The sequence below is a fragment of the Tateyamaria omphalii genome (genome assembly GCF_019802125.1).
GTDB classification, from domain to species: domain Bacteria; phylum Pseudomonadota; class Alphaproteobacteria; order Rhodobacterales; family Rhodobacteraceae; genus Tateyamaria; species Tateyamaria omphalii_B.
In genome coordinates this window covers 128,900-153,940 of the sequence record NZ_JAHVHT010000001.1, presented here as the reverse complement: position 1 = coordinate 153,940, position 25,041 = coordinate 128,900, and the positions used below count along the sequence as shown (strand labels likewise).

The window sequence follows — 25,041 nt, the reverse complement described above, 5'->3', positions numbered from 1 at the left end:
AGGCGCGACAGCGACACATGACGTTCTATTGCGCAAGCTCGCATGAAAGCCACTCCACAAGGCGATCCGTATCGGGATGCTGATCGCGACCTGCGCTGCTATATACGGAGAGCTCGTTTGGGCGCGCGACAAGTTCCCGGCAGGGTCTCATGAGTTTACCTTCGGCGATCATGGCTTCGGTTGTTCGCCGCCACCCCAAGGCAACTCCCTGCCCCGCAACGGCAGCCTGAAGGGCCACCGGGTAGCTGTCGAAAGCCATGATCCGCCGGTGCGCCGACACTGGCACGCCGACATGTTCAAACCAGTCCTGCCATTCCATCCAGTCCTGCGGAATGACAGAGTGAGAGAGCAACGGAAACGAGAAGAGATCAGCCGCTGACAGGGGAAGTTGCCTGTCCATGACCAGGCTCGGTGCGCAGACCGGAAAAACCTCGTCAGCCGCGGTAAAAGCCAGACGCGCCGACCCGGAAGCGCGGCTGGAGGTCTGTATCGCCACGTCGAAGGCTTCGGCGCTTTGGGTCAACGGATTCAGCGCGCTGAGCACCCGCAACTCGACGTCGGGAAACTGTTCATGAAAGCGCGACAGGCGCGGCATGAGCCAATAGAACGCCTCGCACAACTGGCAGTGCAGCACCAACTCACCTGATCGCCGTTGGCCGCGAATATGCGCAACTTCGGCAGCAACGTCGGCAAGTGCAGTGCTGACCACCCGCCCAAGTCTTCGGCCCGCATCGGTCAGAAAAACAGCCCGATTGCGACGTTCGAAGAGGGCGGTCCCCAACTCGTTCTCCAGCTGCGCAATCTGCTTGCTGACGGCGGTCTGAGTCATACCAAGCTCGTCCGCAGCCAATGAGAAACTCTCGTACCGCGCGGCCGCTTCGAAGGGTCTGAGACGTGACAGGGGCGGGAGATTATACCTCCTGACATCCATGACTATTTCTCATGCATAGTGCGTCAAAACTCTTTTTTCAAAAGGCGAGATACATGATTTTTTGAACAAAACCAATCCTCGAATACTGTAGCACATTGCCCCAAACCACTGACCATAAATCACCCCGAAAAGCCGTAATTGCCATCCTGGCGTCGGTCGCAGCCCTGTCCCTTGGCGATGCCCTTATCAAGGCGACAAGCCTTTCTGTACCGCTTTGGCAGATCTACATTCTGCGCTCGGCCATCGTCGTGCCGATCCTGTGGTGGTTGGCGCGCAGTCGCGGTCGAAAGAGGCCCGGATCGGTGCTCTGGGTGGCTGTACGCAGCGCTTTGCTTGTCGCTATGTGGCTGAGCTACTATTCCGCGCTGCCGCTCATGCCGTTGTCGCTGGCTGCAGCGGCATATTATACCTCGCCGATCCTCATCATTGTGCTGACGGCCTGCCTGTCGCACCGGTGGCCCAGTTCACGCACGCTGTTTGCGATCATTCTCGGATTTACGGGGGTTGTCCTCATACTCCGCCCGGACACGTCAGGGTTTGAATTCGCCACGATGCTCCCGGTACTGGCTGCGTTTCTCTATGCATGTGCAATGGTGTTGACGGCCCGGAAATGTCGCAATGACGATCCGTTTGTTCTGGCCCTCGCCCTCAATATTGCCTTCATCGCTGCCGGTGCGCTGCTTGCCCTTTTTTCAGGTCAGCAAGGGTCGTTTGTTCTTGGAACCTGGCAAAGTGTTGGGCCCGAGATGATTGCCATAATGTCAGCGCTTGCGCTGGTCATTCTGGTTGGCAGCGTCGGAGCCGCCATTGCCTACCAACAGGGGCCACCGGCAATGATTGCCGCCTTCGACTACAGCTATTTGCTGTTCAGCCTGGTTTGGGGTGTCTTGTTTTTCGGTGAATGGCCTGCGGCCCTGGCGGTTCTTGGCATTGCCATGATCGCTGCCGCTGGCCTGATGTCACTGCTGCATCCGCCGCCAGCGGACAGGAGAAAGGAAACGTCGCCGTAAAGAAACACTGGGCGGCACGTCGCAAACCCGCGCGTATTTTGCGTTGCACATCAGGTTGTCGATGGAACCTGACCGTTGGGTCGCAGCAGACACAGCGTGGCATGCATCTGCTGCGGTCCGGGATCACACAAACACAACATCCCCGAGGATATCCGAGACCTCATCTATGCCCACGAAGACGAGGCTGTCACCATTTGCAAATGTCAGAACAAGATGTCCGTTTGCATTTGTTGACGCATAGTTCTGCAGGTCGTTCATTGTCGGGTTGGTCTCGTCAAACAGATCGGCATCCAGCTGGACCGTGTCGATGTTCCTCTGGAAGTCCGCAATGCGGTCGACATCGTCACCCACGCCGAAGACGAATGTGTCGGCCCCGATGCCACCGCGCATGACGTCATTGCCAGCGCCGCCGTTCAGCACGTCGGATCCCGCATTGCCGTTCAGCCGGTCATCTCCATCGCCGCCATTCAACGTGTCACTGCCGTTGTTACCATTCAATGTGTCGTCGCCGGCGCCGCCGTTCAGGATGTCGAAATTGATGCCACCGTTCAACACGTCGTTGCCGACACCGCCATCAAGGCTGTCTGCGCCGGCATTGCCGTTGAGCGTGTCGTTTCCTGCGCCACCGTTCAGAGTATCTTGTCCTTCCTGCCCGAAAAGAAGATCGGCGCCACTGCCCCCCAGCAGACTGTCGAAACCGAAACCACCGTTTAGTGTATCGTCGCCAGAGCCGCCCAGAATGGTATCCTGACCAGTGCCACCCAAGAGGCTGTCATTCCCTGTGCCGCCATCAATCAGATCTGCACCCGAATTGCCCAAAATCGTATCGTCACCACCCAGCCCCAAGATGGTGTCACTCCCAGTTGCACCGACGATGCTGTCGTCGCCGGGTGTTCCAAGGGTCTGATTGATAGACAGCAATTCTTGGAGGTTGAGCGTACCGTCACTGAAGGCAAAGAATTCGACATCGACCAGCAGGTCGGTGCCGTCACGCGACACGATTACGATCCCTTCGTCGGTTTGGGTGACCGAGGTCACAACCCGTTTTGCGAACAGGAATTGAACTCCGTCCTCGCCTTCTCCGCCGTTCAGCGTGTCATTGCCGCTATCGCTGATCAGACGATCGTCGCCAGAGCCGCCGTTTACGACATCATCACCATCACCCCCGGTCAGCCTGTCGTTGCCGGAGCCACCGTTGATGGTATCATTGCCATCGCCACCGATCAGAATGTCGTTCCCTTCCTGGCCGTACATCATGTCGTCACCTTCATCGCCCGACATGGAATCCCGGCCAAAGCCCCCGTACATGGTGTCGTCGCCAGCTCCACCTTCGAGCGTATCTCTTCCGGTGAAAATGTCAGGCGATGTGTTCTGCGGCGTGCCGTAAGCCGGGTCACCATCGCCGAACATCAGATCGTTTCCGAAACCGCCTTCGACGCGATCTCCGTTCAAACTGCCGACCATCGTGTCGTTGCCAGTGCCTCCAAGCAGAGCGTTGCCATTCGGGCCAGCAATCAAGAGATCGTCACCGTCTTGCCCACGCAGAGCCGAGCCAGGGTCATCCGGAGACACGTTTCCCACACCGCCTGCACCACCGCCATAAATAGTATCGTTACCGGCGCCTCCTTGCAGATCGTCAGATCCCGCGACCCCGTAAATCAAGTCGTTTCCGTCGCCGCCTTGTATGACGTCATCGCCCTGCGAACCAAACATCGTATCGTTGCCGCCCGCCAAGAAGAACTCCCCGACACCTGCCGTTCCTTCAACAGTCCGGATGTCAAAAAGATTTGCGTCTTCGGTACCAAGTACGTCGAACGCCAGGTCCAACACTTCAATCGACATCGCATCGTCAAGAACGAGTTCTTCGAAGCGTATCTCCCCGCCTCGTAACTCCAGGGTGTCCTCACCAGCGCCGCCTGAAATGGAACCCGGCAGCTCTGTCAGGGTATCGTTCATGGAGACTATGAGCCGGTCATTGCCCTCGCCGCCGAGCAAGGTGTCCTGGCCTGCGCCGCCAACCAGGACGTCGTTACCTGTACCGCCTTCCAGAACGTCATCGCCGCCTTCACCGAAAAGCGTGTCATCACCTGTTCCCCCCAGAATAGTATCGTCGCCATCGAACCCACGGACCACGTCATTCCCGGCACCAGCATCAATCAGATCATCGCCTGCAAAACCAGAAATGACGTCATCGCCGGCCAGCCCTAAAATGGTGTCATCTCCCGCAGTTCCGTTCAGTGTGTCATCACCGGGCGTTCCGGTGATCTCTGCGAACCTCAGCAAGCCCTCCAGATCGACAGTCGCGTCTTGAAAGCCAAACCTTTCAACATCAATCAGAAGGTCGGTGCCTTCGGAAGAGACGATTTCGACACCATCCACCGTCTGGGTGACTGAGATTATGTCAGAGGTTCTGATGAGAAATCGGGCTATGTCCTCCCCATCGCCACCGTTTATGGTGTCATCGCCGCTGCCGCCAAACATGCGGTCATTGCCCTCTTCGCCGTAGAGCAAGTCATCGCCTTCTCCACCGTACATGGTATCGTCGATTTCCCCGCCGTACAGGACATCACTGCCGCCATCCCCGCTGAGGGTATCACGACCCAAACCGCCAAATATCGTGTCCCGACCATCTCCGCCAATGATACTGTCGCCTACGTGAGAGTAGGTTGGCGGTATCAACGAGCTGAGATCGTTTGCCGGATCACCGTCGCCGTAGATCAGGTCATTTCCGGATCCACCGACGATGGTATCGCGCCGTACGCCACCGAAAAGCGTATCGTCACCGGAACCACCGTCCATGATTAGACCGAGCTCAGCGCCAACCAGCAGATCGTGGCCATCGCCACCAAAGAGCCCCTCGCGGCTGGAAGACGGATCAAAGAACGTCGGTACCGACCCATCATTGGCGTACAGCGTGTCGTTCCCCGCGCCTCCGAAGACGTTGTCGCGACCGCCCATTCCGTAAAGCAGATCATCGCCGTCTTCGCCTTCGATACGATCGCCGCCGCCCGTGCCGAACATCGTGTCATCACCAGCACCCAGAAGATATTCATATCTATCCGCCGGTCGCTCGATTTCGCTCAGATCGAAAAGGTTATCCTGGTCGGTCCCGAACATCTGCATAGAAAACCGCAGGACTTCGATCGACATCTCCGCTTCGATTACGATTTCTTCGAAGCGCGGCCGTCCGTCAAAAAAATTGAGTGTATCCTCGCCTTCTCCTCCAAAGATCGAGGCGGGCAGTTCCGTTATCCCCCCCCGGACGTTCTGCACGGACAAGAGATCATTCCCGTCACCACCGTCAAGAACAGCATCGCTCGTGTCGGCGACAAGGGTGTCATTTCCGTCGCCCCCCGCCAGCGTGTCACTACCGGCATCGCCTATAAGATAGTCGTCGCCGCCTCCGCCTTGCAGACTGTCGTTGCCGGTGCCTCCCCTCAGAGAGTCGTTTTGCGCCGATCCGACAATCGTGTCGTCTCCGCCCTCAGCAAAGATGCGTATCTGGGAGTCGGAACGCTCCACGCCGCTCAGATCGAACAGGTTATTCCCGTCTGTACCCAATAGTCTGCTTTGTCCGCGGAGCTCTTCGACAGATGCCGCTGCGTCGAGAACCAATCCTTCGTATTGGACAGAACCTTGCAGCAGCAGAACATCGTGCCCGGCGCCACCGTCGAAGACATCGCCAGCTTCGACAAGGGAGACGTCGATCACAAACACGTCGTCCCCGGCGCCGCCAATCAACGTGTCGGCGCCCCTATTGCCCACCAGCGTATCGTCGCCCAGGCCGCCATTGATGTAGTCGTCGCCGTCTTCCCCCCACAGCACATCCCCGTCCTGTGTTCCAAACACGGTGTCGTTCCCCGCGCCAAAGTAGAACGGCACGCCTGAATGGACCAAAGTGGTCACACCGCTGAGGTTGAACAGGTTGTCGCCTTCGGTGCCCTGGATGCCGATGAGTGCTTCAATGACTTCGACGGAGGCGCTCGCGTCCAGGATCAGTTCTTCGAACGAGACCAAACCGAAAATGCTCAGGCGGTCGGTTCCGTCGAACCCCTGAAACGAGCTGCCCGCCGAAACGACCCCCGAAAAGTTGATCTCGAAGATATCGTCGCCGGTGGTGCCGACAAAAGTCAGGACTGTCATTTGAAGTGATCCCCAAAAACAAAAATTGAAAAATGAGCTGACCAAACAGAAAAGCTATGAGCGTACATCGCTGGTGCAGCAAATGCGCTGCGCTTGGTATCAAGATGAAACTTAACCGTGTTGGGGCGGGGTGCAATGCGATTTGTCAAACCGGTCTGATCTCGGACTGGTATATTCGAGACGTGTTCGTACTGGTCCGGGTGTCGACAAGTTCCTGCTTTCTCGGTTTCGGTGTTCGTTGGCGTATTGATTTCAATCAGCGCGCCAGGGGCCGAGGGCTGTACAAGTCAATTCAAAGCCGATCCCGGATTTGTCGGCAAACGTCGTCAGTGTCCCGGTGCCGCGTCTTTCTTCATCGCGCAGTCGACCGCGCCAGGTTTGGTGAGAGGCGGCAGGTGATGAACCAGGCGGCGCCGGTTTCTGATTTGCAGCTTAAAATGCATGCGTTGGCAGAAGTCCGCCGATCAGGCCATTCCGTAGCGCCAATTCTGCCCCAGATACCTTTGGCCCTGCTTGCGCATGCGGCACAATACAACCACAGAAGGAAATATAGCCAACAGAGGAGATCACCATTGCAACGCCGCTCGTTTTTCGTCGCAGCCCTTGCCACGACTTTCCTGACAACACCCGCCTTTGCCGCCGATGTGCCAGCAGGCGTCACCTTGGCCGAGGACCAGTCGTTTACCTACCGTATTCTTGACGAATTCTCGTCCTTCGACCCGCAGATTGTCGAAGATACCTATGGGTCCGACATCGTGCGCGATCTGTTCGAGGGGCTTTATAATCAGGACGCCGACGGCAACATCGTTCCCGGTGTCGCGTTGAGCCACGAGGCATCTGCGGACAACCTGACCTACACGTTCACGCTGCGTGACAACGCTGTTTGGTCCGATGGAACGCCCGTCACCGCCGGTGACTTCGTCTATGCGTGGCAGCGCGCCGTCGATCCCGAACTCGCTTCGCCCTATGCATGGTACATGGAGTTGATGGCGATCGAGAACGGTGCCGCCATCGTCGCCGGCGAAATGGAGCCATCGGAACTGGGTGTTTCGGCACCGGATGATCGGACACTCGTCGTCAACCTGTCGAAACCGCTGCCCTATTTCACCAAGATGGTGACGCATGCCACGACGTTCCCCTCCCCGAAATGGGTGATCGAGGAACATGGCGCGCAATGGACCCGCCCCGAAAACATGGTAAGCAACGGCGCCTTCGTCCTGGAAGAACATGTTCCCAAGGAACGCTCGGTCCGTGTGCGCAACGAGAACTATTGGGACAACGAAAATACGGTTCTCGAAAAAGTCACGACGCTGGTCATCGGTGACGATGCGCAAGGTCTGACGCGATGGCGTGCAGGTGAGGTCGACATGACCGACATTCCCGCGGGCCAATATCCCGCACTTGCCGAAGAGTTCCCGGATGAGGCCTTTGCCCTGCCACGCTTGTGCAACTACTACTTCAACTTCAACCTGGCCTCCGGCCCCGAGGCGTTTCAGGACGTGCGTGTGCGTCAGGCCCTCGCACTTGCCGTTGACCGCGAGGTAATCGTTGAGCGCGTTTTGCAGGGCGGTCAGTTCCCGGCCTTCAACTTTACCCCCGCAGCGACCGCTGATTTCGAGATGCCGGACATCGAGATGGCATCGATGACGCAAGCCGAGCGTGACGAAAAAGCCAGAGAATTGCTGGCCGAAGCCGGCTATGGCGAGGGCGGTGAGCCGCTGAGCTTCAAGTATCTCTACAACACCAACGAGGCGCACCAGCAGGTCGCCATCGTCGCGACCCAGATGTGGAAGCAGAAGCTGGGCATCGACGTGACCCTCGAAAACCAGGAATGGAAGGTGTTCCTCGAGACCCGCAGTGCGCAGAACTACGACATGGCGCGGGGCGCGTGGTGTGGTGACTACAACGAGGCGTCGACCTTCCTTGACCTGCTGACCACCGAGTCCGGCTACAACGACGCCAAGTTCTCGAACGCGCGCGTGGACGAATTGATGGCCGAAGCCAAGTCGTCCAGCGATCCCCAACCGCTCTACACAGAAGTTGAGCAGATCGTGGCCGCAGAGATGCCGGTCATCCCGATCTATCACTACTCGACCAATGTGATGCTGTCCGATGCCATCCAGGGCTGGCCCATGAACAATGTCGAGCAGAACTGGTACTCCAAAGACCTCTACCGCGTCGCCGACTGACGCGATCGTGCCCCGGCCTGCGCGCCGGGGTTCTGGTTCAAGGGCGTGCGCTGGCTCAGGTACAGCGCACGCCCCGCGCGGTATGGTGGAGCACCCTTGCCGACCTCATCCGCGCCCATTGATGGGAATGCCCAATGTTCAATTACACGCTTCGCCGCCTGCTCATGGTGCTGCCGACGCTTTTGATCCTCGTGATCTTTGCCTTTTATCTGATGCGCCTTGCGCCAGGTGGGCCGTTCACGTCTGAACGCCCCCTGCCCCCCGCCGTGATGGCGAACGTGCTGGAACGCTACGGTATGGACGAGCCACTGCACGTCCAGCTTTGGACCTATGTCAGTAACATCCTGTGCTGCTTTGATTTCGGCCCCAGCTTTTCGCAAAAGGACCGGACGGTGAATGACGTCATCGCCCAAGGCTTCCCCGTGACGCTCACTTATGGGTTCTGGTCTGCGGTGTTTGTGCTGGTGTTGGGCATTCCACTGGGGATCATCGCCGCGCTGAGGCATAACGGGTTCTGGGACTATACGATGACAGGTCTCGCCATTTTCTCGCAGATTTTTCCAAACTTCGTGCTGGCACCGCTGCTTGTGCTGTTGTTCACGCTGTCATGGGGCCTTTTGCCCGGCGGGGGCTGGAATGGCGGCCAATGGGAATACGTCGTCATGCCCGCCATCGCATTGGGCACATCCTACATGGCCTCGGTCGCGCGCCTGACGCGCGGGTCAATGCTTGAAGTTCTGAACTCGCCCTATATCCGCACCGCTCGCGCCAAGGGCCTGCCCGAACGCACGATCATCATACGCCATGCACTGAAGCCCGCTTTGCTGCCAACGCTCACGTACATGGGGCCTGTCTTTGTCTACATGATCACCGGATCGGTGTTTGTGGATGTGTTCTTTTCCACCGGCGGGATCGGGCAAGACTTTATCAACGGAGCCTACAGCCGCGATTATGCGATCCTGCTGGGGCTCGCCATACTCTACGCCGTTCTCACTTTTGCGCTGACACTGATGGTCGATCTGCTTTACGCTTGGATTGATCCCAAGGTGCGGGCGGGCTTGTCATGATCCTCTCTGCGGCCCGCCGCCGCCTTCAATCCCGCGCCTTTGCCGATGAACGCGCGCCCGAGATGATCGCCTCCCGCTCGTTCTGGGCGGATGCTGGACGCCGGTTCCTGAACAATCGCATGGCTGTGTTTTCGGTCGGCATGCTGAGCCTCCTGATCCTGTTTTCGATCTTCGGTAACCTGTTTTCCCGCTGGTCATTCGAAGAGATTGACTGGAACGTCCTCGGCCGCATCAAGGAAGATGGCGGCCCATCGCTGGAGAACGGTCACTGGTTCGGCGTCGATGAATTGGGCCGCGATCTGTATGCCCGCGTCGTGCAGGGGACGCGCACGTCGTTGCTGGTTGGGTTCATAGCTGGGCCCGTCTCCGTCATGCTTGGGGCCATGCTGGGCGCGCTCGCAGGCTACTATGGCGGGCGTTTGGACCGCACGGTGCTGGCCGCCTACACGATCTGGCTGGCCATCCCCTACATCATCTTCTTCGTGGTCTGGCAGGCCTTTTTCGGCCGCTCGATGAGCCAGATGATCCTTGTGATCATCCTGGTGAACTGGACCGCGGGCCTGCTGATCGTGCGGGGTCAGGTGATGATGCTGAAAAACCGCGAGTTCGTGGATGCCGCGCGGATGCTGGGGATGTCGGATTTCAAGATCATCTTCCGACACCTGGCGCCCAATGTGCTGTGGGTGGTTGTGATCTACACATCAATCGTCATCCCAGAAGTGATCATGATGGAAAGTCTCGTGTCCTTCCTTGGCGTAGGCATTCAGGAACCCAACACATCGATCGGCGCATTGCTGTCACAAGGGGCGTCGACAATGACATTCGGCACCCTTTGGCAACTGGGCTTTCCCGCCGCAATCTTCGTGATCGCGCAGGTTTCGTTGTTCTACATCGGCGACGGCCTGCGGGACGCTTTGGACCCCAAGGAGAGATAGTTTGAACCACTCCGTAACATTGCGAGCAATTTCATGCTGAGTGTCGAAAACCTGCATATCCGCTTTCGCACCGGCGACGGGCTGGTCCATGCGGTCAATGATGTTTCCTTTGAGGTCAGCGCCGGTCAGCAGATTGCGGTCGTGGGTGAAAGCGGCTCGGGAAAGTCGCAGATCGCACTCGCCATCATGGGTTTGCTTGCCAAGAATGCCGAAGTGGAGGGCCGTATCCTGTGGAACGGGGATGACCTGCTTACGAAGTCGAACCGCGAGATGAACCGGATCCGGGCGCGTGAGATTGGCATCATTTTCCAGGACCCGATGTCATCGCTGAACCCTTACATGACCATTGAGCGGCAATTGACGGAAATCGTGGAGAACCACGAGGGGCTGTCCCGCCGCGATGCCCGTGCCCGCGCACTGCAGGTCATGGATGCGGTCCGTATCCCGGACGCCAAGTCGCGCCTGCGTGCCTATCCGCACGAATTCTCGGGCGGTATGCGCCAGAGGATCGTCATTGCCATGGCCCTGATGTGCCAGCCCAAGCTGATCCTCGCGGACGAGCCGACAACTGCACTTGATGTGACCGTTCAGGCGCAGATCATGCAGCTTCTGGCAGACGTGCAACGGGACTTTGGGACGTCCGTCATGCTCATTACGCACGACCTCGGTGTTGTGGCCGGATTCTGCGAAGAGGTTGTCGTCCTCTATGGCGGGCGGATCATGGAAGAGGCCGGGACCGAAGCCCTGTTCGACCAACCCGCGCACCCCTATACTCGCGGTTTGCTGCGCGCTGTTCCAAACATCGACGACCCGTCAGACGCTTTGACGGCGATCCCTGGAAGCCCACCAAACCAGCACCGTTTTCCGCAATCCTGCCCCTTTGCACCGCGCTGTGTCGATGCTGTCGATACCTGCCGCGATACGTTGCCCATATTGCAGCAAGGGCGTGCCTGCCTGCGCCCGGTTGAGGAACTGACCTGATGCTGATTGTTGAAAACGCCCATGTCACCTTCCCCGTTGCGCAAACCAAGAAGTGGCCCTGGTCTCCTCCGGGGTTGGTGCACGCCGTCAACGGCATCTCGTTCGAGCTGGAAGCCGGCAAGACACTCGGTATCGTCGGCGAGTCAGGCTGCGGCAAATCCACGTTGATCCGGGCGGTTGCAGGCTTGGCCCCCTTGGTGTCGGGCAACGTAACTCTGGATGGGGAACCTGTGGCCTACCGCGACCGCGCGTCAATGCAGCGCTTGCGGGCCACCATGCAAATGATCTTTCAGGATCCTATCGCGTCGCTCAACCCGCGCATGACCATCCGCGAGATCGTTGTCGAACCGCTGACCTTTTTCAAACCCGAAATGGGCGCCGAAGAACGGCAAAATACAGCTTTGGCGATGCTGGATCGGGTGGGCATTCCATCAACGCAAGCGAACCGCTTTCCGCACGAGTTTTCGGGCGGGCAATGCCAGCGTATCGGCATCGCGCGTGCACTGGTTGCGGGTCCCAAGGTTCTGCTGTGTGACGAACCGGTATCGGCCCTCGACGTGTCGATCCAGGCACAGGTGGTAAACCTGCTCAAGGAGCTGCAGCGCGAGATGGGTCTTGCCATTGTGTTTGTTGCGCATGATCTGGGCGTGGTGCGCCATATCTCGGACGAGGTACTTGTGATGTATATGGGCGCACCGATGGAGCGGGCGCCTGCGGCCGACCTCGTCAGCGATCCAAAGCACCCTTATGCGCAAGCGTTGCTGTCTGCCGTGCCAGTGCCCGACCCGCGTGTGCGCATCACTCCCCAAATGCTGGAGGGCGATCTGCCAAGCCCGCTCAACCTGCCGTCCGGCTGTCTGTTTGCATCTCGTTGTCCAAAAGCAATGGCGAAGTGCAAAACCGCCAGACCCCCGATGATACGCCACGGGCAACATCAGGCTGCTTGTTTCTTGCTGGAGGACGCGCCGATGGAAGCCGACAGCATGGCGTAATGATGATGTGCGACATGGGTACCTGCACGAATTGACATTGGTGCCGGATGGCCGTCGAGCAGGTATTCGTGTGAGCCCTGATCAAACGATCAAGGCACTGCGTCAGCGCATCACAAAGGGATCGGGTATGGGATCGTCGCTGGTGCGCAGCCAGACGGTTTTGACTTTGGTGTAGTCCAGCGCCGCCTGCAAACCGCCTTCCCTGCCGTGCCCGGATAGGCCGTGACCACCGAACGGTGCGATGGGGCTGACAGCGCGGTATGTATTGACCCAAACGATACCGGCGCGAATGCCGCGGATCATCCGATGCGCTCTGGTCAGGTCCCGCGTGAAGACACCGGAGGCCAGTCCAAACGCCGTATCATTTGCAATCTGCAGAGCCTCGTCCTCAGACGTAAAGCTGACAACAGACAAGACGGGACCAAAGACTTCCTGCGTCAAACATGGTGCATCGGGCGCCCCCGAACAATCCAGAATGGTCGGCGGGAAATAGTACCCGTCCCCCTCGAGTGGACGCCCGCCAGTCACAACTCTGGCCCCGGCCGTCTCCGACGCGGCAATCAAGTCCTCGGCCCTCGACACCTGCGCCCTTGTGCAAAGCGGCCCCACCTCTGTTGCCATGTCGTCAGGTGGTCCAATCACAGCCGCCTCGGCCTTTTGCTTGAGCCGGGCAAGAAATGCATCCTTGATCCTGTCGGACAGAACCAGACGCGAACCCGCGACACAGCTTTGACCGCTCGCAGCAAAGATACCCGCCACTTGCGCGTTCACAGCGCTATCCAAGTCCGCGTCTTCGAACACGATGAAGGGGGATTTGCCACCCAGTTCCAGGGACGTTGAGGCCAGGTTTTCGGCTGAATTGCGTACAATCTGGCGGGCGGTATCAGCGCCACCGGTAAATGCCACGTGGTCCACGTCGGGATGACTGGTCAGCACCGCTCCGCACTCTGCGCCGAACCCCGTGACGATGTTGAGAACGCCCGGAGGAAATCCCGCTTGATCGAAAATGCGTGCAAACTCCAGCATTGGTGCGGGCCCCTCTTCCGACGCTTTCAGCACCACCGTGCATCCCGCGGCCAACGCCGGTCCGATCTTGACCGCCGAGAGAAACAGCTGTGAGTTCCACGGGACCACCGCGGCCACGACACCAATGGGCTCGCGGCGCAACCATACTTCCATGTCCGGCTTGTCGATCGGCAGATGCGCGCCCTCGATCTTGTCGGCAAGCCCGGCGTAGTAGCGATAGTAATCTGCAACATATGCAATCTGCGCAGATGTTTCTCGAATGATCTTGCCGGTGTCTCGTGTTTCCAGTTCGGCAAGTCTGGCTGCATTCTGGGCAATCAGATCAGCAAGCCCCGATAGTAGCTTGCCTCGTGCCGAAGCGGACATTCCAGCCCACTGCGGCGATAGGAAGGCCTGACGCGCCGCGCGCACAGCGGCGTTGACATCTGCACGTCGGGCTTCTGGCATTTTGGCCCATACCTGGCCAGTCGCAGGATCGACGCTGTCGAACTGGGCGGCCCCGTCCGAGAACGTGCCGCCGATATAATGCTGAAACTGTTGCATCGCTTTTCCCTAGTCGAAGGCTGGCATGACATCCTTGATGAACCGCTCCAGCGAAGCTTTCTTTCGCTCGAAGCTCATGCCGCTGTCGATCCAGAACGAGTATTCATCATACCCCAGCGTTTCATACACTTTGATCCGCTCGATTGCCTTGTCCGCCGTCGCGATCACATTGTCTCGCCTCATCGCTTCGGGCGAATAGAACGGATGGGCGGCTATCTCCTGATCGGACAAGGTTTCGATCAGACCCTGACGGACGCGGCGTTCATTCTTAAACCATGCGCCAAAATAGCAATAGAAGCGATTGATCTCCTGTGCGGCTTGTTCGATGTCGGCCTCATCCTCGGCAATGTACGTATGATTGAGCAGCATGATGTCCGGCCTGGGAACATCGGGGAATTTCGCACAGGCCGCCTTGAACGTGTCCATCAGCTTGGTGATCTCTTCATCGCCCTGCCAAAGCGGCGTGACCTGCACCTGGCAGCCATTTGATACCGCGAATTCATGACTGTTTGGGTCGCGCGCGGCAATCCAGATCGGAGGACCATGTGGCTGAACAGGTTTGGGGGAGGAGGTTGTTGCAGGAAAAGCGTGGTATGTGCCCTCCTGAGCGTAATCACCCTTCCACAGTCCCTGCAATGCCGGTACCAGTTCGCGCATTCTCTGGCCCGCATCCCACGCATCCATGCCGGGAACCATGCGCTCGTATTCATAGGAGTAAGCGCCGCGCGCGATGCCGAGATCGAGACGACCGTCCAGCATCATGTCGGTCATGGCCGCCTCACCGGCAAGTTTGATCGGATGCCAGAACGGGGCGATGATCGTGCCTGTGCCCAATCGCACATTCCTGGTCCGACACGCCAGATCGACGAGGTTCAGAAAGGGGTTGGGCGCGATAGTGAAGTCCATGCCGTGATGTTCACCAGTCCATACGGCGTGCATCCCGCCCCGATCTGCCATTTGCGCAAGGGCGACATAGTTTTCGTAAAGTTCCTGTTGGTCCTCGTCTGCAGATGTCCTTTCCATGTGAACAAAGAGTGAGAAGCGCATCTGCCAGCCCCTTCCTTCAGACGATCGCGCGGACATCGCCGCTGGTTTGATTGCCGTAGTAGATGCCGAAGGTGCCAAGCTGCGCCTCCGACACGTAGCGCTCAAGCAAGGTCAGGATCGCGGGATCCGAGACGTCATCCAACGCCGATCGCTCCAACGGGACAAATGTGCCCGCTATCCCGTCACCGTCGGTGGTCTGGCACAGAAAACACAAGTGCTGACGTTTGCGGGCAGCATCCTCAAATACCGAATAGATGAAACCTGGCTGAGCGTTTGAACCTGTGCTGTCCACAAGCCGCGCAAGAGCCGCCGAAACACTTTCATCCGGGCCAACCACGGTTTCCGGAAGCGCCATACCGCCGTGTTCGTCACTTTTCAGCAGAACTTCCCCGTTCCGAGCGATAAGCGCAGAAACCACGAGGTCAAGGTGATGCCCCATCAGGTTCATCGCACGATCCGGAACAACATAGGCGCCGCGCGCATAGCCCAGACCCGGCGATGATGTACTGTCGAACGCAAGGACCCGCCCAATCAATATGGTATGATCCCCGGCCTCGATTGCCTTGTGCAGCGCGCAATCGAACCATGCTGAACATCCATGGACAATAGGTGAACCGTGTGGACCAAGATGCCAGTCCACATCTGCAAACCGATCATCGGATGGGCGTGCGAACGTGTTCGAAATGTCCCGCTGCGTTTCGGCCAGAACACTGACAGCGAATCCGCCGGCCGCGACAAAACCGTCGTGGTTCCTTGATGACTTCGCCAAACAGACCAGCACCAAGGGGGGATCCAGCGACACCGAGGTAAAAGAGTTCGCTGTGAACCCGAGCGGGTCCCCCTCGGCATCAAGTGCTGTGACCACGGTGACACCCGTCATGAACGTACCAAATGCTGTCCGCAAAGCGCGCGAATCCAGACCTGTCATTGCGCCACCTCCTTCAACGCGCCCAGTCTCAACCATTTCAGAAGGTGGTCTGTGACCAATTCCGGTGCGGTCAAGTTCACCATGTGGCGATGACCCGGGATGATAACCGCACGCCCGTCGCGCACAGTGCGCGCCATGGTCCTGGACATCTCTGGCGTTGAATTGGGATCATCTGCTGCAGTCATCGCGAGGAACGGGCAAGAGATGTTCGGATACCTGTCGGCATAGACCGCGTCGCCTTGGGCAAAAGCGCTGTAGGCCGTCGCATATCCAACCTGATCCATCGCTGCCAACCACCCGGCCACCATGTCCCGCGCTGCCTGTTCGTGCGGCTTGTCACCAAACCAACGGGCCAGTGGCGCGTGCGGGGTAATTGCCCCGTCGCGAATGGCGTCAGCCCGCGCCTCGACCGCGGAACGCGCTTTTGCATCCCTGCAGAAGACGCCGTTCAACAGAGCAACCTGAGTGGTCAGATGAGGATACTCGATGGCGAAGCCACCTGCGATCAGCGCTCCCATGGAATGTCCGACAATACTGACCGGACCGAGCGCCAATTCCACAACTGCTTCGTGAAGCCATGCCACAAAGTCGGCCACGGTGCTGCCAGCCGCTAGCCGCCCGCTGCCACCATGGCCCGGCATATCCAAGGCGATGATGCGACAAGTTCCGGCCAGTGCGGAAATCTGCGGTCTCCAAGCGGCAGATTGCAAACCGACACCGTGAATCAAGACCACAGGCGCCCCCGCGCCCTGATCACGCATGGAAACACGAAGACCGGACTTAGACAGCCGCAGGGTTGTCGATGTCATGACCCAATTCCCTGAGATCTTGATACCGGTCACCAATGCGATGATGCGGGCGCCCGCCAATGGATGCGCCCAGCGCAACCAGGATCTCGTCTGCCGCGGGCGCATCTGCCATGGACGTTTGGATCGTCAGGTAGTGCGACCGGCGCCCTCCATCGTTCTTGTCCATCAACGGGATCATCAATGGTGCGTTGGCGGGCCCGCGCGTATTGCAGAAGGACAGGTAGGACTTTGCGCCCACGGCATTGCGATAGTGGTTTCCGAAATGGAGTGTGTGAATTAGCGCAGAGGCATGCTCAACTTCGCCATTCATTCCGACGATTGCAGACTTGCCGTAGCCCTCAACGAAATCACCGCCGCCGCTTGCGTCCAAAATCATCTCCGTCAAAAGAGCGCCGAGGCTCGGCGCACAGTCTTTGATCGCCGGCGTCAAATCCTCTACGAAGCCCAGCCCTGCCCATGGATTGCGTATCACTGCCATGGCCGCGATCAGCTTCAGTGGTGGGTTAGCTGCCTTACCACCTTCAATGAGCGTGGTTTCGACATGGACAAGTGTTTTGCGAATCTCGGCTGACATGTCTTTGCTTTTCGGATCACTTTTTGCATACTCGTCATACGGTATACCATATGTCAATATGAGTTGTTGAACCCAAATTGACCTGCTATCGACTGTGGAATGCCCGCCGAACGATCCACCCTGCTCAAGATAGATAAAACACCGCAAACCCTGCGCGACATGGTGCAGGAACGCATGCGTGAGGCCATAATCGACGGGCATTTTGCGCCCGGAGAGCGCTTGGTCGAACGGCCCTTGTGTGATCAGCTCGGTGTCAGCAGGACTGTCGTACGCGAAACGATCCGCTATCTTGAAGCCGAGGGGCTTGTCGAAATCATCCCGAACAAGGGACCTATTGTAGCGACCCTCAACTGGGACCAAGCCAAGCAAATCTACAACATCCGCCTGCAGCTCGAGGCCTCTGCCGCCGCTGAGTGCAGCGCACATCAAAGCCCTGCCTTTGGCGAAAAACTGTCCAGTGCCCTGAACGACCTACGTGCAAAAATGGACGACACCGAGTGGAGTGATCTGCTGCATGCCACAACACATTTCTACGAACTGATTTTTCGGGAAGCAGGCCATGATATCGCATGGGACGTCGTGCAAAGACTGAATGGCCGGATCAGTCGCCTGCGCGCGTTGACCATTTCGGCCCAGGGCCGCGAACGTTCCGGCATCTCCCACATGCAATCCATCCATGATGCCATCCTGAGCCAAGATCCGCGCGCTGCGCGCAGTGCCGTAGAGGCACATATCGGTGAAGCTTCAAGGATCGCGAAACGCTTCCTGCAGGACAACGACGGGAACACTTAGATGGCGAAGGGGTACTGGATTGCCTTTGTCACCGTTACCGACATCGAAAAGTATGCCGGTTATCGGCAACATGCGCCCGCGGCTTTCCAAAAATACGGTGCGCGCTTTCTCGTCCAGGGAGGGGACGCAATTCAGCTGGAAGGGCAAGGGTTTCAACGTCATGTTGTCATCGAGTTCGACAGCAAGGAACAAGCATTGGCGTGCTACAACTCACCGGAATACCAAGAGGCTCGGGCAAATCGGAGTGGCGCTTGCGAAGCAAACATTGTCGTAGTCGAGGGCCTTTGACTGCTGCCCACACCCTTTTGAACATTCCACTCGATCATCACCGCAAGGCGGAAGGAAAGGCGCCGGCAACGGTACATTTTTGCAAGCTGACTTTGAAAGCCATCCCTGCGACGCCTTCATCATTCGACCAAAAGCAGCGGCATCCACATCGTGAACTCCGACATAGCGGGTCCAGTTGCTCACGGGCGCCCCGATCGGAAGGCTTTCGATAAAACACTTCAAACGCGGCAACGATATCTGCTCTCCAGAATGGCCGCAGCGATCCACTCTACATTGCGCTCTTGCCGAAAGAGCTGCTTCGGCAGCACTGAAAACGACGGCATCAAGTCGTCCAACCGGTCCCTGCGCGACGCGTATCAGTCACCGCTGAAGAAGAACTTCACCAAAAGCAAAAGCCAAGCACCGCTTGCGAGTGCCATCGCAAACCACGAAAGAAGGTTTGATCCTGTAAGCTGTGCCAGAAAATCAAATAGAAGCGTACCAAACAGCGCAAAGCCGACCAGCAGCAATGCCCAGAACACAATTTGCTTCGCTACGTCCGGCATGGCTGTACTATTCCCAGTATCTCTCAAGGTTGACTTGGTCGGGATCCAGATCTTCGAACATGGACATGTACTGTTCTTCGGTCGCACGACCCTCTCGGTACGCAATTTCCAGAAGGTCTTCGACCATCTCGAGGCGCCTCTGACCATGATCGTAAAGCGCCATTCCAGTGACGATCAAAGCCCCGCCAACAAGTCCTCCGCGTCCGAGTTTCGAGAGAGGCCCGGACCGGCCGGTCACATTGTCCACGGCGGTTGATCCAGCCGCGCGCGCCGAAGCGATCGCACGGTCGCGCAGACGCCCTTCCGCATTTCCGAAAGCCTCTCGCGCCGATACCGCACTGCTGATCCCTACCGCTGCAGGGGCTGCAGCAGCGCCGGAGGCACCCAGCCGGCTCAAAACATAGAGTGATAGCCGGAGGCTCTTGTGGAGTTTCACCAGTTCCTCCGGAGACGCCCGCAGCAAATCCCACCACTGAGGCAAAACCCTCATATTTATCAATATCATGTTCACACGCTGATAAAAGCGCTGGTGAGGTAGCACGCCGCTCATCGCTGATTGCCGCGTCAGGCCAAATGCCTCGGCCATTATCTGACGCAACTCCATGCCGGCAGCGTCCCGTTCGGATTCCTGATCGTGGTTCGGAACAAGAAACATCGCCACGAGAACCTGAAGACAAACAAACGGATATTCCACCGTGAACTCTACGGGAACCTCGAACAAATCGCAGTAGTCCTGCAATCGTCTTTGATGGTTGTCGGTCCAGCCCGCCGCTTCCAATTCCGCTTGCCGCGCGGCTTGCCTCTCTTCATAGGCCGTCGTGTCAATGACATACCCTGGCTGTCTGGGTTCTTCTTCGTCATCGCCAAAAAGGAATTCGAGTATACCACCCACGGCTCAGCCTCTCACTAGTTCAGATCAATCTGCGGCGCTGTGTGTGCAATTGTTGCGCTGCCTTCGATGCGGATGTTCCTTCCCTTCAGGACAATTGTTCCATCCTTGTCCAAGGTCAGGGAGGACGCGCCGACATTCAGTTTGATCCGATCACCCGCGTTGATGTGGATCGTCCTCTGCGATGACATCATGACGTTGCGCCGGACATCGAACGTCATTCCGCTTCCAACTGACAGTCGATAACTTTCGCCTGACGAGAGGGTCGTGGTGCCGAGCGCGGTTTGAGTATAGCTCTTTCGTGTCTCAAGATGCATATCGCCGTCAGCTTGAAACGACATGCTGCCCTGTCGCATTTGGGTAAACTTGCCGCGGCGCAGTGTCTTGGCGCTCTGGCTCAGCTTGTTCACCTGTGATCCCATCCCCGCAGATGCGGTTTCGTCGAGACCGGTGATGCCCGCAGCAAAGACCATGCCGGTTCCCGCATTCGTCAGGAGCCCCCCCGACGCCTCGTTCAATATGTTTCCTTCGACCAACCCCACCTTGTTGCGCAGAACCACCTCGGAAACGTCACGCCGCGCAATCGTGTTTATGTCCTGTTGTGCGTGGACACGTATCTCTTCCTCGCCCGCCTTGTCTTCAAACCTGAGTTCGTTGAAGCCATCGGCTTTGTGGCTGTCAGTTCGAAAGGTGGAACGGGTCTTATGCTCGGGCAGCTCGTATGGCACCTTCTGTCTGCTGTTTGGAACTACGCCCGTGACAACGGGCCTGTCCGGATCGCCATCCAGATAGGTGACCATGACTTCCATACCGATGCGAGGGATGATCTGGCCGCCCCATCCTGAGCCCGCCCAATTCTGCATAACGCGAACCCAGCAAGTGTCTGAGCCGTCCCGTGCCGCCCGTCTGTCCCAGGGAAACCAAAGTTTGATGCGCCCGTATTCATCGGGATGGATCTCTTCACCCTCGGGACCAGCCACGATCGCCACCTGCGTGCCGTCGATCCGCGGGCGTGGAGTCGCACGGTGGGGGGTCGCAGGCACATCGGCGGGCAAGGCGAGGAAGCGGTTTGTGTAGTCCGGCTGATCGCCGCCGGTCTCGTAGCTCGCGTCAGTCACGTCATGCTTGATTGCAAGGATCACGTGCTGGTCGAACACGTTGGCAGGGTTGGCTACGTCGTAAGGTGTGAAACGGCCGCCAGCGGCCAACGTGCGCGCTGTCGAAGTTCCCTCGACCCGGCGGTGATCGGCCTCACTGGCCTGCATTCTCAGCTTCGCCTGTCGCTCAACACGCGCGTTGTCGATTGCATCGGAAGCACGCCCGGTCCCGTATCCACCGACCATGGGATATTCAAAAAGCTCGTAACTGCCGTTCTTCGGCAGACTTACAATGCTCGGCGTGCCGCCCTCCGGCACCATGCCGGGTGTCTGGAAATTCCAGTCCCGTGCCGTGCGTTGACCCGGTGTATAGGCGAATGATGTTTCAAAGCGGTTGATGTGGTTCCGGTCAGTCGAACCATGAGCAAAGCGTATATCCTCGCCCCCCGTGTACCCCGCCGCATGACTGGCGAGATGCAGCACATGACGCCCCTCTTCATGAGCGAACCAGTAGAAGATACCGTCTTCCTCCAGTCGTCGCGTCAGATAAGCCAGGTCGCTCTCGTTCCACTGTACGGAGTAGTGCTGCGCCTCTGGCGAAGTGGCGATGCCAGTGGTCTCGGGCCCCGGCAGACCATGTTCGGACATCAGCGTTTCACATACTTCGACGCTGGTCATGTCCTGCCAAATCCGACAGTCAGAGCGCTGACTGAGAAGCCACATCGACGGGCGCAACGTCAGTCTGTAGCTCTGCAAGCCTCGGGTCACTTTGGGGCCCACGACCATATTGGTGATCAGAACATTCCAGGTGCGCCGTACTCCCGCACCAAGCTCAAGGCTCACGTCGCAGGTCTTGCCAATAATGTCTGCCGGAACGAGGTCATCGGTTTTCGAACGCAGTTGCAACTCACCTTCGAACAACTCGCTTATCGCTTCTCGAAACTCCAGGCGCTCTGCCAACAACTCATCCGCACCCAGAAGCCCGTCAATGCGAAGGATACGATCCGCCTGAACAAAATCGGAAGCTGCGTTCACAAAAACCACCTCACGGCCTGAAACGTCAAAATCTATTCCTAATTGAAATGCCACAGAGCAATTCAAGAGTCTCCAACCAGCCCAATCATGCGCAGAAACGCGCCGACCCCCGTGCGCCTTGCACGCAATGCAACCCGCCACTTCAGCGGCACTTTCAACAGGCTGGACACCGGCCTGATCGAAGCCGATCGGGTATGTAACCCGCCGCAAGCAAAGGGTTCCGTCTGCCGATGCAACGGCCCCTCGAACAACAATGGAACACGCATTCGGCGTCAGAACAGAGAGTGTCACGATTTTTCTAAGGCTGTGAGCCGACAGTCCGATAACTGCTCGTCGAAGATGCCGAAAAAGGGATCAAGCCTCATCATCAAAAGCGTTTTATGCCAAATCGGCGGGGCGCTTTCATTAAGATCGCTTGTCATGGCCCAGCTCAAACGCGCGGTTACAAGGCCGGATGACACATCGCCAGTTTCTCAAAACCGGATGTCGAAACCGGCTTTCAGCCCGTAATTCTGGCTGCTGGTCGTGCCCAGACCATCAACAAAGCTATCAATTGCAACCGTGCCGCCAGCCCCTGTCGAATAGCTCACACCCAGCTTCAGCCGGCCACTGCCACTGCGCTGGTTAAGCGTTGTCCAAGGATCACTTTTGTACGTGCGGAGCGATGAGCTCGAAAGTGCGCCGCCACCCTTCAAGACAAAGAGAGCGCCATTCGTCCGGCGCAGCGTGTGCCGAAAGTCCAACCCCATCTTAACTTGGCGCAAGCGAATACCATGCTGCGCATGCGGCCCATGCGCGAGATAAGACGCATTTTCCGTCACATATGATGCCAGAATACTCGGGAATATGGTTGTAACGCCGTAGCGAAGGTTGCCTGACATCCTCAGTTGGGCCAGACCGCGCCGCGTGTCCGGCCGGCCCTTGCTACCATCCGAAAGCTGGACGTCGTCAGAAGCCCGCCCGTGCAAGAGACGCCCCTCGAAAAACAGCGGATGATTGGTGCTACGGGCCAGAAAATAGGATCCGGCCATCGCGCCTAGCCCCTCCCTGTCGGATGCGGGTCCCTCTTGCGAAAGATAGTCCGCCTCGATCATGCCCCCGACGACGAAAGTTTGCGACATGTAGGTATGCACACCCATCGAACCAAACCCGTAAGCGTTCTTGCGCAGGCCATTTTCACCCCACTGCCCATTCGCCCGGAGCCACAGCCGCCGCTTCACGCCGCTGGAGAACGTCACCGTACCATGATTATCGGTGACATTGGCATTCAACGCGCCAGAACCTACACCGGACAGAAATGTCATCAGTTGCGGCTGATGCAGGACCAGCTTGTTCAAGCGTGCATTCTGAAACTGAAGCATGATCTGCCGGGTCTCGACCGTATCCGCCAGAACACCCGTACCCCCCATGCCAAACATGCAAAACACGACGGACAGGACAAACGCCGTCCACCACGACACGAGCCACGATGCACCTGCACGTATACATTGATATGTATTGCTCTTGTTCATAGCTTAGCGGCCTGAGGCGGCTGGATCAGAGAGAAAACAGCTCCGCAATGATGCGGATATTCGATTGGCTGGGTCTGTCCTAACCTATGCACGCCCAGAGTGATCCGCCAACCTGAAACTCACCGCCGCGTAGCCGATGTGCTTGCTCGGCTATGTCAAGGCGCGCCATCGCCGCCACAAGGGAACCCCTACCACCAAAATCACAGGGTGCTCTACGAACACCTTGTGTAAGACGGCCAATCGGAGCCGGCGCCATATGAAAAGATCAACGGCGAAGCATCCGCTAAGCGATCACGTCGCAATAGCGCAGGCTCTGGTTGTGCTTTCGGTATTAAGATGTATTCCTTTAAGAAGTCGGAAAGCACCTCCCCAAAATGCTGCAAATGGAGTAGATTTGTTTGTCGGTTAATATGCGCTTTTTCTGGAAATCAATTCCTGCTTTGGCGCTTGCCATAGCGACATTTGCGACTGCAGTCGCCGCCCAAAACGTTATGCCGCTTTGGGAGAAAGGCGGCTTGCACGCTGCCTATGTTGTTCCCCGCGATGATTTCAACCGCGTTGATGTCCAACTGATCGTGCTATCCGGATCGTATGATGATCCCGCGTTGTCTGGCACAGCGCATTTGACGGAACATCTTGCCGCGTTTTCTTCGGATGCAGCGGTTTTGCGTCGAGCACGTGAACGGGATTTGAACGCCGTCACGCGCAGTGTCTCAACGGTTTATACCAACTCCGGACCACCGGAAGACATTGAATTGCTGTTGCGCTTGTCACGTGCCGTGCTGGAAACGCCTGATCTGCCGCCGGGCTTTGCAGAAAGTGAGATCAAAATCCTGCATCGTGAAACGCATCTGCGTGAACGGCGTTCGCCCTATCGCTGGCTTGTACGCAAGGCGCTGCGGAACCTCTATGGATCATCCTACGGCCGTGCCGACAATACGATTGCTGATCTTTCCAGGCTCAATTTGGAAGCGGCTTACCAGTTTCACGAAACCCACTATGTACCGTCGAATGTCACATTGATCGTTTCGGGAAAGATAAAACCGGCAAAGGCGGCCGAACTGGTGGCGCAATACTTCGGCGATACCGCATCTCTCGCTGCGCCCGAAAAGCCATGGCTGGATCAAAAGCCAAATCAGACCTTGCGTAAAATAGAACGTTTGTCCTCAGACAGGCTGTCCGATGATGTGGTGCTAATGACGAAATTCATCGATTTTGAGGATCGGGATACCAGCATCGATATGCAAGGAGACTTCTTTTTGGCAACTGCTGTGCTGCAAAATCGTCTTGCCAACGCGCTCCGCTATGAAGACACCATGCTCTTTGACACCTCTTCCGATTGGTTCCTATCAAAAGTGGCTGATCTGGAGGTGACAATCGTAGCACACCCAATGCCGGGTATTGATCTGGACACTGCGCGCAACCAACTGGAAACGACCTGGGAGACACTGCTTGACACTCCCATTCAACCCAAAGAGCTCGCTCAAGTGCGAAAATCAGAAATGGTGCAGGCTGAGAATGCGGCGCGTCGGCCCGCCATGTTTCTACAATTCCTGCAGAACGTGGCCTCGGATGGCTTCCCTCCGATTAGCCCGAGCGTTTTCGCGCGCATAATCTCTGATACCAGCGACGAGCAGGTCATTGATTTTGCAAAAAAAGTGATCGAGCCCTCGGCGACCTCAATTGTTCTGGCACAGAGGGCGAGGTGA

Annotated in this window: 20 protein-coding genes; 9 read left to right on the top strand and 11 right to left on the bottom strand. The window is 57.7% G+C overall.

From position 1 onward, the window contains the following. Nucleotides 1–25 precede the first annotated feature (25 nt). Nucleotides 26–931, bottom strand: coding sequence for a LysR substrate-binding domain-containing protein (locus KUV51_RS00760; protein WP_222519722.1), 906 nt, complete (start codon nt 929–931; stop codon nt 26–28). Nucleotides 932–1,026: 95 nt separating this feature from the next. On the opposite strand from KUV51_RS00760, the gene KUV51_RS00755 reads away from it, so the two are divergent. After that, on the top strand, nt 1,027–1,941 hold the full coding sequence (locus KUV51_RS00755; protein WP_222519721.1) for a DMT family transporter: 915 nt from the start codon (nt 1,027–1,029) through the stop codon (nt 1,939–1,941). 123 nt (nt 1,942–2,064) lie between these two features. Here KUV51_RS00755 and KUV51_RS00750 read toward each other — a convergent pair whose 3' ends face one another. Then, a complete protein-coding gene (locus KUV51_RS00750) occupies nt 2,065–6,084 on the bottom strand; it encodes a calcium-binding protein (protein WP_222519720.1) in 4,020 nt (1,339 codons plus the stop codon). Nucleotides 6,085–6,656: 572 nt separating this feature from the next. Between KUV51_RS00750 and KUV51_RS00745 the strand changes: the two genes are divergently transcribed. The 5 genes from KUV51_RS00745 to KUV51_RS00725 all read left to right on the top strand — a co-directional run bounded on the left by KUV51_RS00745 (nt 6,657) and on the right by KUV51_RS00725 (nt 12,248). Beyond that, nucleotides 6,657–8,273: a peptide ABC transporter substrate-binding protein gene (locus tag KUV51_RS00745; protein WP_410001054.1), complete on the top strand. Its 1,617-nt coding sequence runs from the start codon at nt 6,657–6,659 to the stop codon at nt 8,271–8,273. Nucleotides 8,274–8,407: 134 nt separating this feature from the next. Further along, nucleotides 8,408–9,340, top strand: coding sequence for an ABC transporter permease subunit (locus KUV51_RS00740; protein WP_222519718.1), 933 nt, complete (start codon nt 8,408–8,410; stop codon nt 9,338–9,340). Then, the gene (locus KUV51_RS00735; protein ID WP_261385588.1) at nt 9,337–10,275 is read left to right on the top strand and encodes an ABC transporter permease; all 939 of its coding nucleotides are present in this window, start codon (nt 9,337–9,339) and stop codon (nt 10,273–10,275) included. The genes KUV51_RS00740 and KUV51_RS00735 overlap by 4 nt, the downstream gene beginning before the upstream one ends. Nucleotides 10,276–10,308: 33 nt before the next feature. Then, nucleotides 10,309–11,256, top strand: a complete 948-nt coding sequence (locus KUV51_RS00730) for an ABC transporter ATP-binding protein (RefSeq protein ID WP_222519717.1) — start codon at nt 10,309–10,311, stop codon at nt 11,254–11,256. Further along, complete coding sequence (locus tag KUV51_RS00725) at nt 11,256–12,248, top strand: ABC transporter ATP-binding protein (RefSeq protein ID WP_222519716.1); 993 nt, start codon at nt 11,256–11,258, stop codon at nt 12,246–12,248. The genes KUV51_RS00730 and KUV51_RS00725 overlap by 1 nt, the downstream gene beginning before the upstream one ends. Nucleotides 12,249–12,350: 102 nt before the next feature. Here KUV51_RS00725 and KUV51_RS00720 read toward each other — a convergent pair whose 3' ends face one another. From KUV51_RS00720 to KUV51_RS00700, 5 genes are read right to left on the bottom strand one after another with little or no spacing between them, the layout of a single operon-like run. After that, nucleotides 12,351–13,817: an aldehyde dehydrogenase gene (locus KUV51_RS00720; RefSeq protein ID WP_222519715.1), complete on the bottom strand. Its 1,467-nt coding sequence runs from the start codon at nt 13,815–13,817 to the stop codon at nt 12,351–12,353. Between the two features lie 9 nt (nt 13,818–13,826). After that, the gene (locus KUV51_RS00715; protein ID WP_222519714.1) at nt 13,827–14,864 is read right to left on the bottom strand and encodes an LLM class flavin-dependent oxidoreductase; all 1,038 of its coding nucleotides are present in this window, start codon (nt 14,862–14,864) and stop codon (nt 13,827–13,829) included. A gap of 16 nt (nt 14,865–14,880) precedes the next feature. Continuing rightward, nucleotides 14,881–15,792 carry a flavin reductase gene (locus KUV51_RS00710; RefSeq protein ID WP_222519713.1) on the bottom strand — a complete coding sequence of 304 codons (912 nt, stop codon included), beginning with the start codon at nt 15,790–15,792 and terminating at the stop codon, nt 14,881–14,883. Further along, on the bottom strand, nt 15,789–16,601 hold the full coding sequence (locus tag KUV51_RS00705; protein WP_222519712.1) for an alpha/beta fold hydrolase: 813 nt from the start codon (nt 16,599–16,601) through the stop codon (nt 15,789–15,791). Before KUV51_RS00705 ends, KUV51_RS00710 begins: the two co-directional genes overlap by 4 nt. Then, nucleotides 16,573–17,175 carry an amino acid synthesis family protein gene (locus KUV51_RS00700; protein WP_222519711.1) on the bottom strand — a complete coding sequence of 201 codons (603 nt, stop codon included), beginning with the start codon at nt 17,173–17,175 and terminating at the stop codon, nt 16,573–16,575. Before KUV51_RS00700 ends, KUV51_RS00705 begins: the two co-directional genes overlap by 29 nt. A gap of 174 nt (nt 17,176–17,349) precedes the next feature. Here KUV51_RS00700 and KUV51_RS00695 point away from each other — a divergent pair, with 174 nt between their 5' ends. After that, nucleotides 17,350–17,967, top strand: a complete 618-nt coding sequence (locus tag KUV51_RS00695) for a GntR family transcriptional regulator (protein WP_261385587.1) — start codon at nt 17,350–17,352, stop codon at nt 17,965–17,967. After that, a complete protein-coding gene (locus KUV51_RS00690) occupies nt 17,968–18,255 on the top strand; it encodes a DUF1330 domain-containing protein (protein WP_222519709.1) in 288 nt (95 codons plus the stop codon). A gap of 356 nt (nt 18,256–18,611) precedes the next feature. Here KUV51_RS00690 and KUV51_RS00685 read toward each other — a convergent pair whose 3' ends face one another. The 4 genes from KUV51_RS00685 to KUV51_RS00670 form a co-directional block, all read right to left on the bottom strand. Beyond that, the gene (locus tag KUV51_RS00685; protein WP_222519708.1) at nt 18,612–18,800 is read right to left on the bottom strand and encodes a hypothetical protein; all 189 of its coding nucleotides are present in this window, start codon (nt 18,798–18,800) and stop codon (nt 18,612–18,614) included. A 7-nt stretch (nt 18,801–18,807) separates the two neighbouring features. After that, nucleotides 18,808–19,578 carry a hypothetical protein gene (locus KUV51_RS00680; RefSeq protein ID WP_222519707.1) on the bottom strand — a complete coding sequence of 257 codons (771 nt, stop codon included), beginning with the start codon at nt 19,576–19,578 and terminating at the stop codon, nt 18,808–18,810. A 128-nt stretch (nt 19,579–19,706) separates the two neighbouring features. Further along, entirely contained in the window at nt 19,707–21,821 is a 2,115-nt protein-coding gene (locus KUV51_RS00675) for a type VI secretion system Vgr family protein (protein ID WP_222519706.1), read from the bottom strand. A 473-nt stretch (nt 21,822–22,294) separates the two neighbouring features. Next, complete coding sequence (locus tag KUV51_RS00670; RefSeq protein ID WP_222519705.1) at nt 22,295–23,158, bottom strand: hypothetical protein; 864 nt, start codon at nt 23,156–23,158, stop codon at nt 22,295–22,297. Between the two features lie 584 nt (nt 23,159–23,742). Between KUV51_RS00670 and KUV51_RS00665 the strand changes: the two genes are divergently transcribed. Beyond that, nucleotides 23,743–25,041 carry a M16 family metallopeptidase gene (locus KUV51_RS00665; RefSeq protein ID WP_222519704.1) on the top strand — a complete coding sequence of 433 codons (1,299 nt, stop codon included), beginning with the start codon at nt 23,743–23,745 and terminating at the stop codon, nt 25,039–25,041.

What these genes read in the sequence shown, in the direction of transcription:
- KUV51_RS00740 (WP_222519718.1), top strand. Translation starts at nt 8,408, where the DNA reads ATGTTCAATTACACGCTTCGCCGCCTGCTCATGGTGCTGCCGACGCTT.
- KUV51_RS00725 (WP_222519716.1), top strand. Translation starts at nt 11,256, where the DNA reads ATGCTGATTGTTGAAAACGCCCATGTCACCTTCCCCGTTGCGCAAACC.
- KUV51_RS00685 (WP_222519708.1), bottom strand. Translation starts at nt 18,800, where the DNA reads ATGCCGGACGTAGCGAAGCAAATTGTGTTCTGGGCATTGCTGCTGGTC.
- KUV51_RS00720 (WP_222519715.1), bottom strand. Translation starts at nt 13,817, where the DNA reads ATGCAACAGTTTCAGCATTATATCGGCGGCACGTTCTCGGACGGGGCC.
- KUV51_RS00690 (WP_222519709.1), top strand. Translation starts at nt 17,968, where the DNA reads ATGGCGAAGGGGTACTGGATTGCCTTTGTCACCGTTACCGACATCGAA.
- KUV51_RS00705 (WP_222519712.1), bottom strand. Translation starts at nt 16,601, where the DNA reads ATGACATCGACAACCCTGCGGCTGTCTAAGTCCGGTCTTCGTGTTTCC.
- KUV51_RS00695 (WP_261385587.1), top strand. Translation starts at nt 17,350, where the DNA reads ATGCGTGAGGCCATAATCGACGGGCATTTTGCGCCCGGAGAGCGCTTG.
- KUV51_RS00710 (WP_222519713.1), bottom strand. Translation starts at nt 15,792, where the DNA reads ATGACAGGTCTGGATTCGCGCGCTTTGCGGACAGCATTTGGTACGTTC.
- KUV51_RS00730 (WP_222519717.1), top strand. Translation starts at nt 10,309, where the DNA reads ATGCTGAGTGTCGAAAACCTGCATATCCGCTTTCGCACCGGCGACGGG.
- KUV51_RS00665 (WP_222519704.1), top strand. Translation starts at nt 23,743, where the DNA reads ATGCGCTTTTTCTGGAAATCAATTCCTGCTTTGGCGCTTGCCATAGCG.
- KUV51_RS00760 (WP_222519722.1), bottom strand. Translation starts at nt 931, where the DNA reads ATGGATGTCAGGAGGTATAATCTCCCGCCCCTGTCACGTCTCAGACCC.
- KUV51_RS00735 (WP_261385588.1), top strand. Translation starts at nt 9,337, where the DNA reads ATGATCCTCTCTGCGGCCCGCCGCCGCCTTCAATCCCGCGCCTTTGCC.
- KUV51_RS00750 (WP_222519720.1), bottom strand. Translation starts at nt 6,084, where the DNA reads ATGACAGTCCTGACTTTTGTCGGCACCACCGGCGACGATATCTTCGAG.
- KUV51_RS00700 (WP_222519711.1), bottom strand. Translation starts at nt 17,175, where the DNA reads ATGTCAGCCGAGATTCGCAAAACACTTGTCCATGTCGAAACCACGCTC.
- KUV51_RS00715 (WP_222519714.1), bottom strand. Translation starts at nt 14,864, where the DNA reads ATGCGCTTCTCACTCTTTGTTCACATGGAAAGGACATCTGCAGACGAG.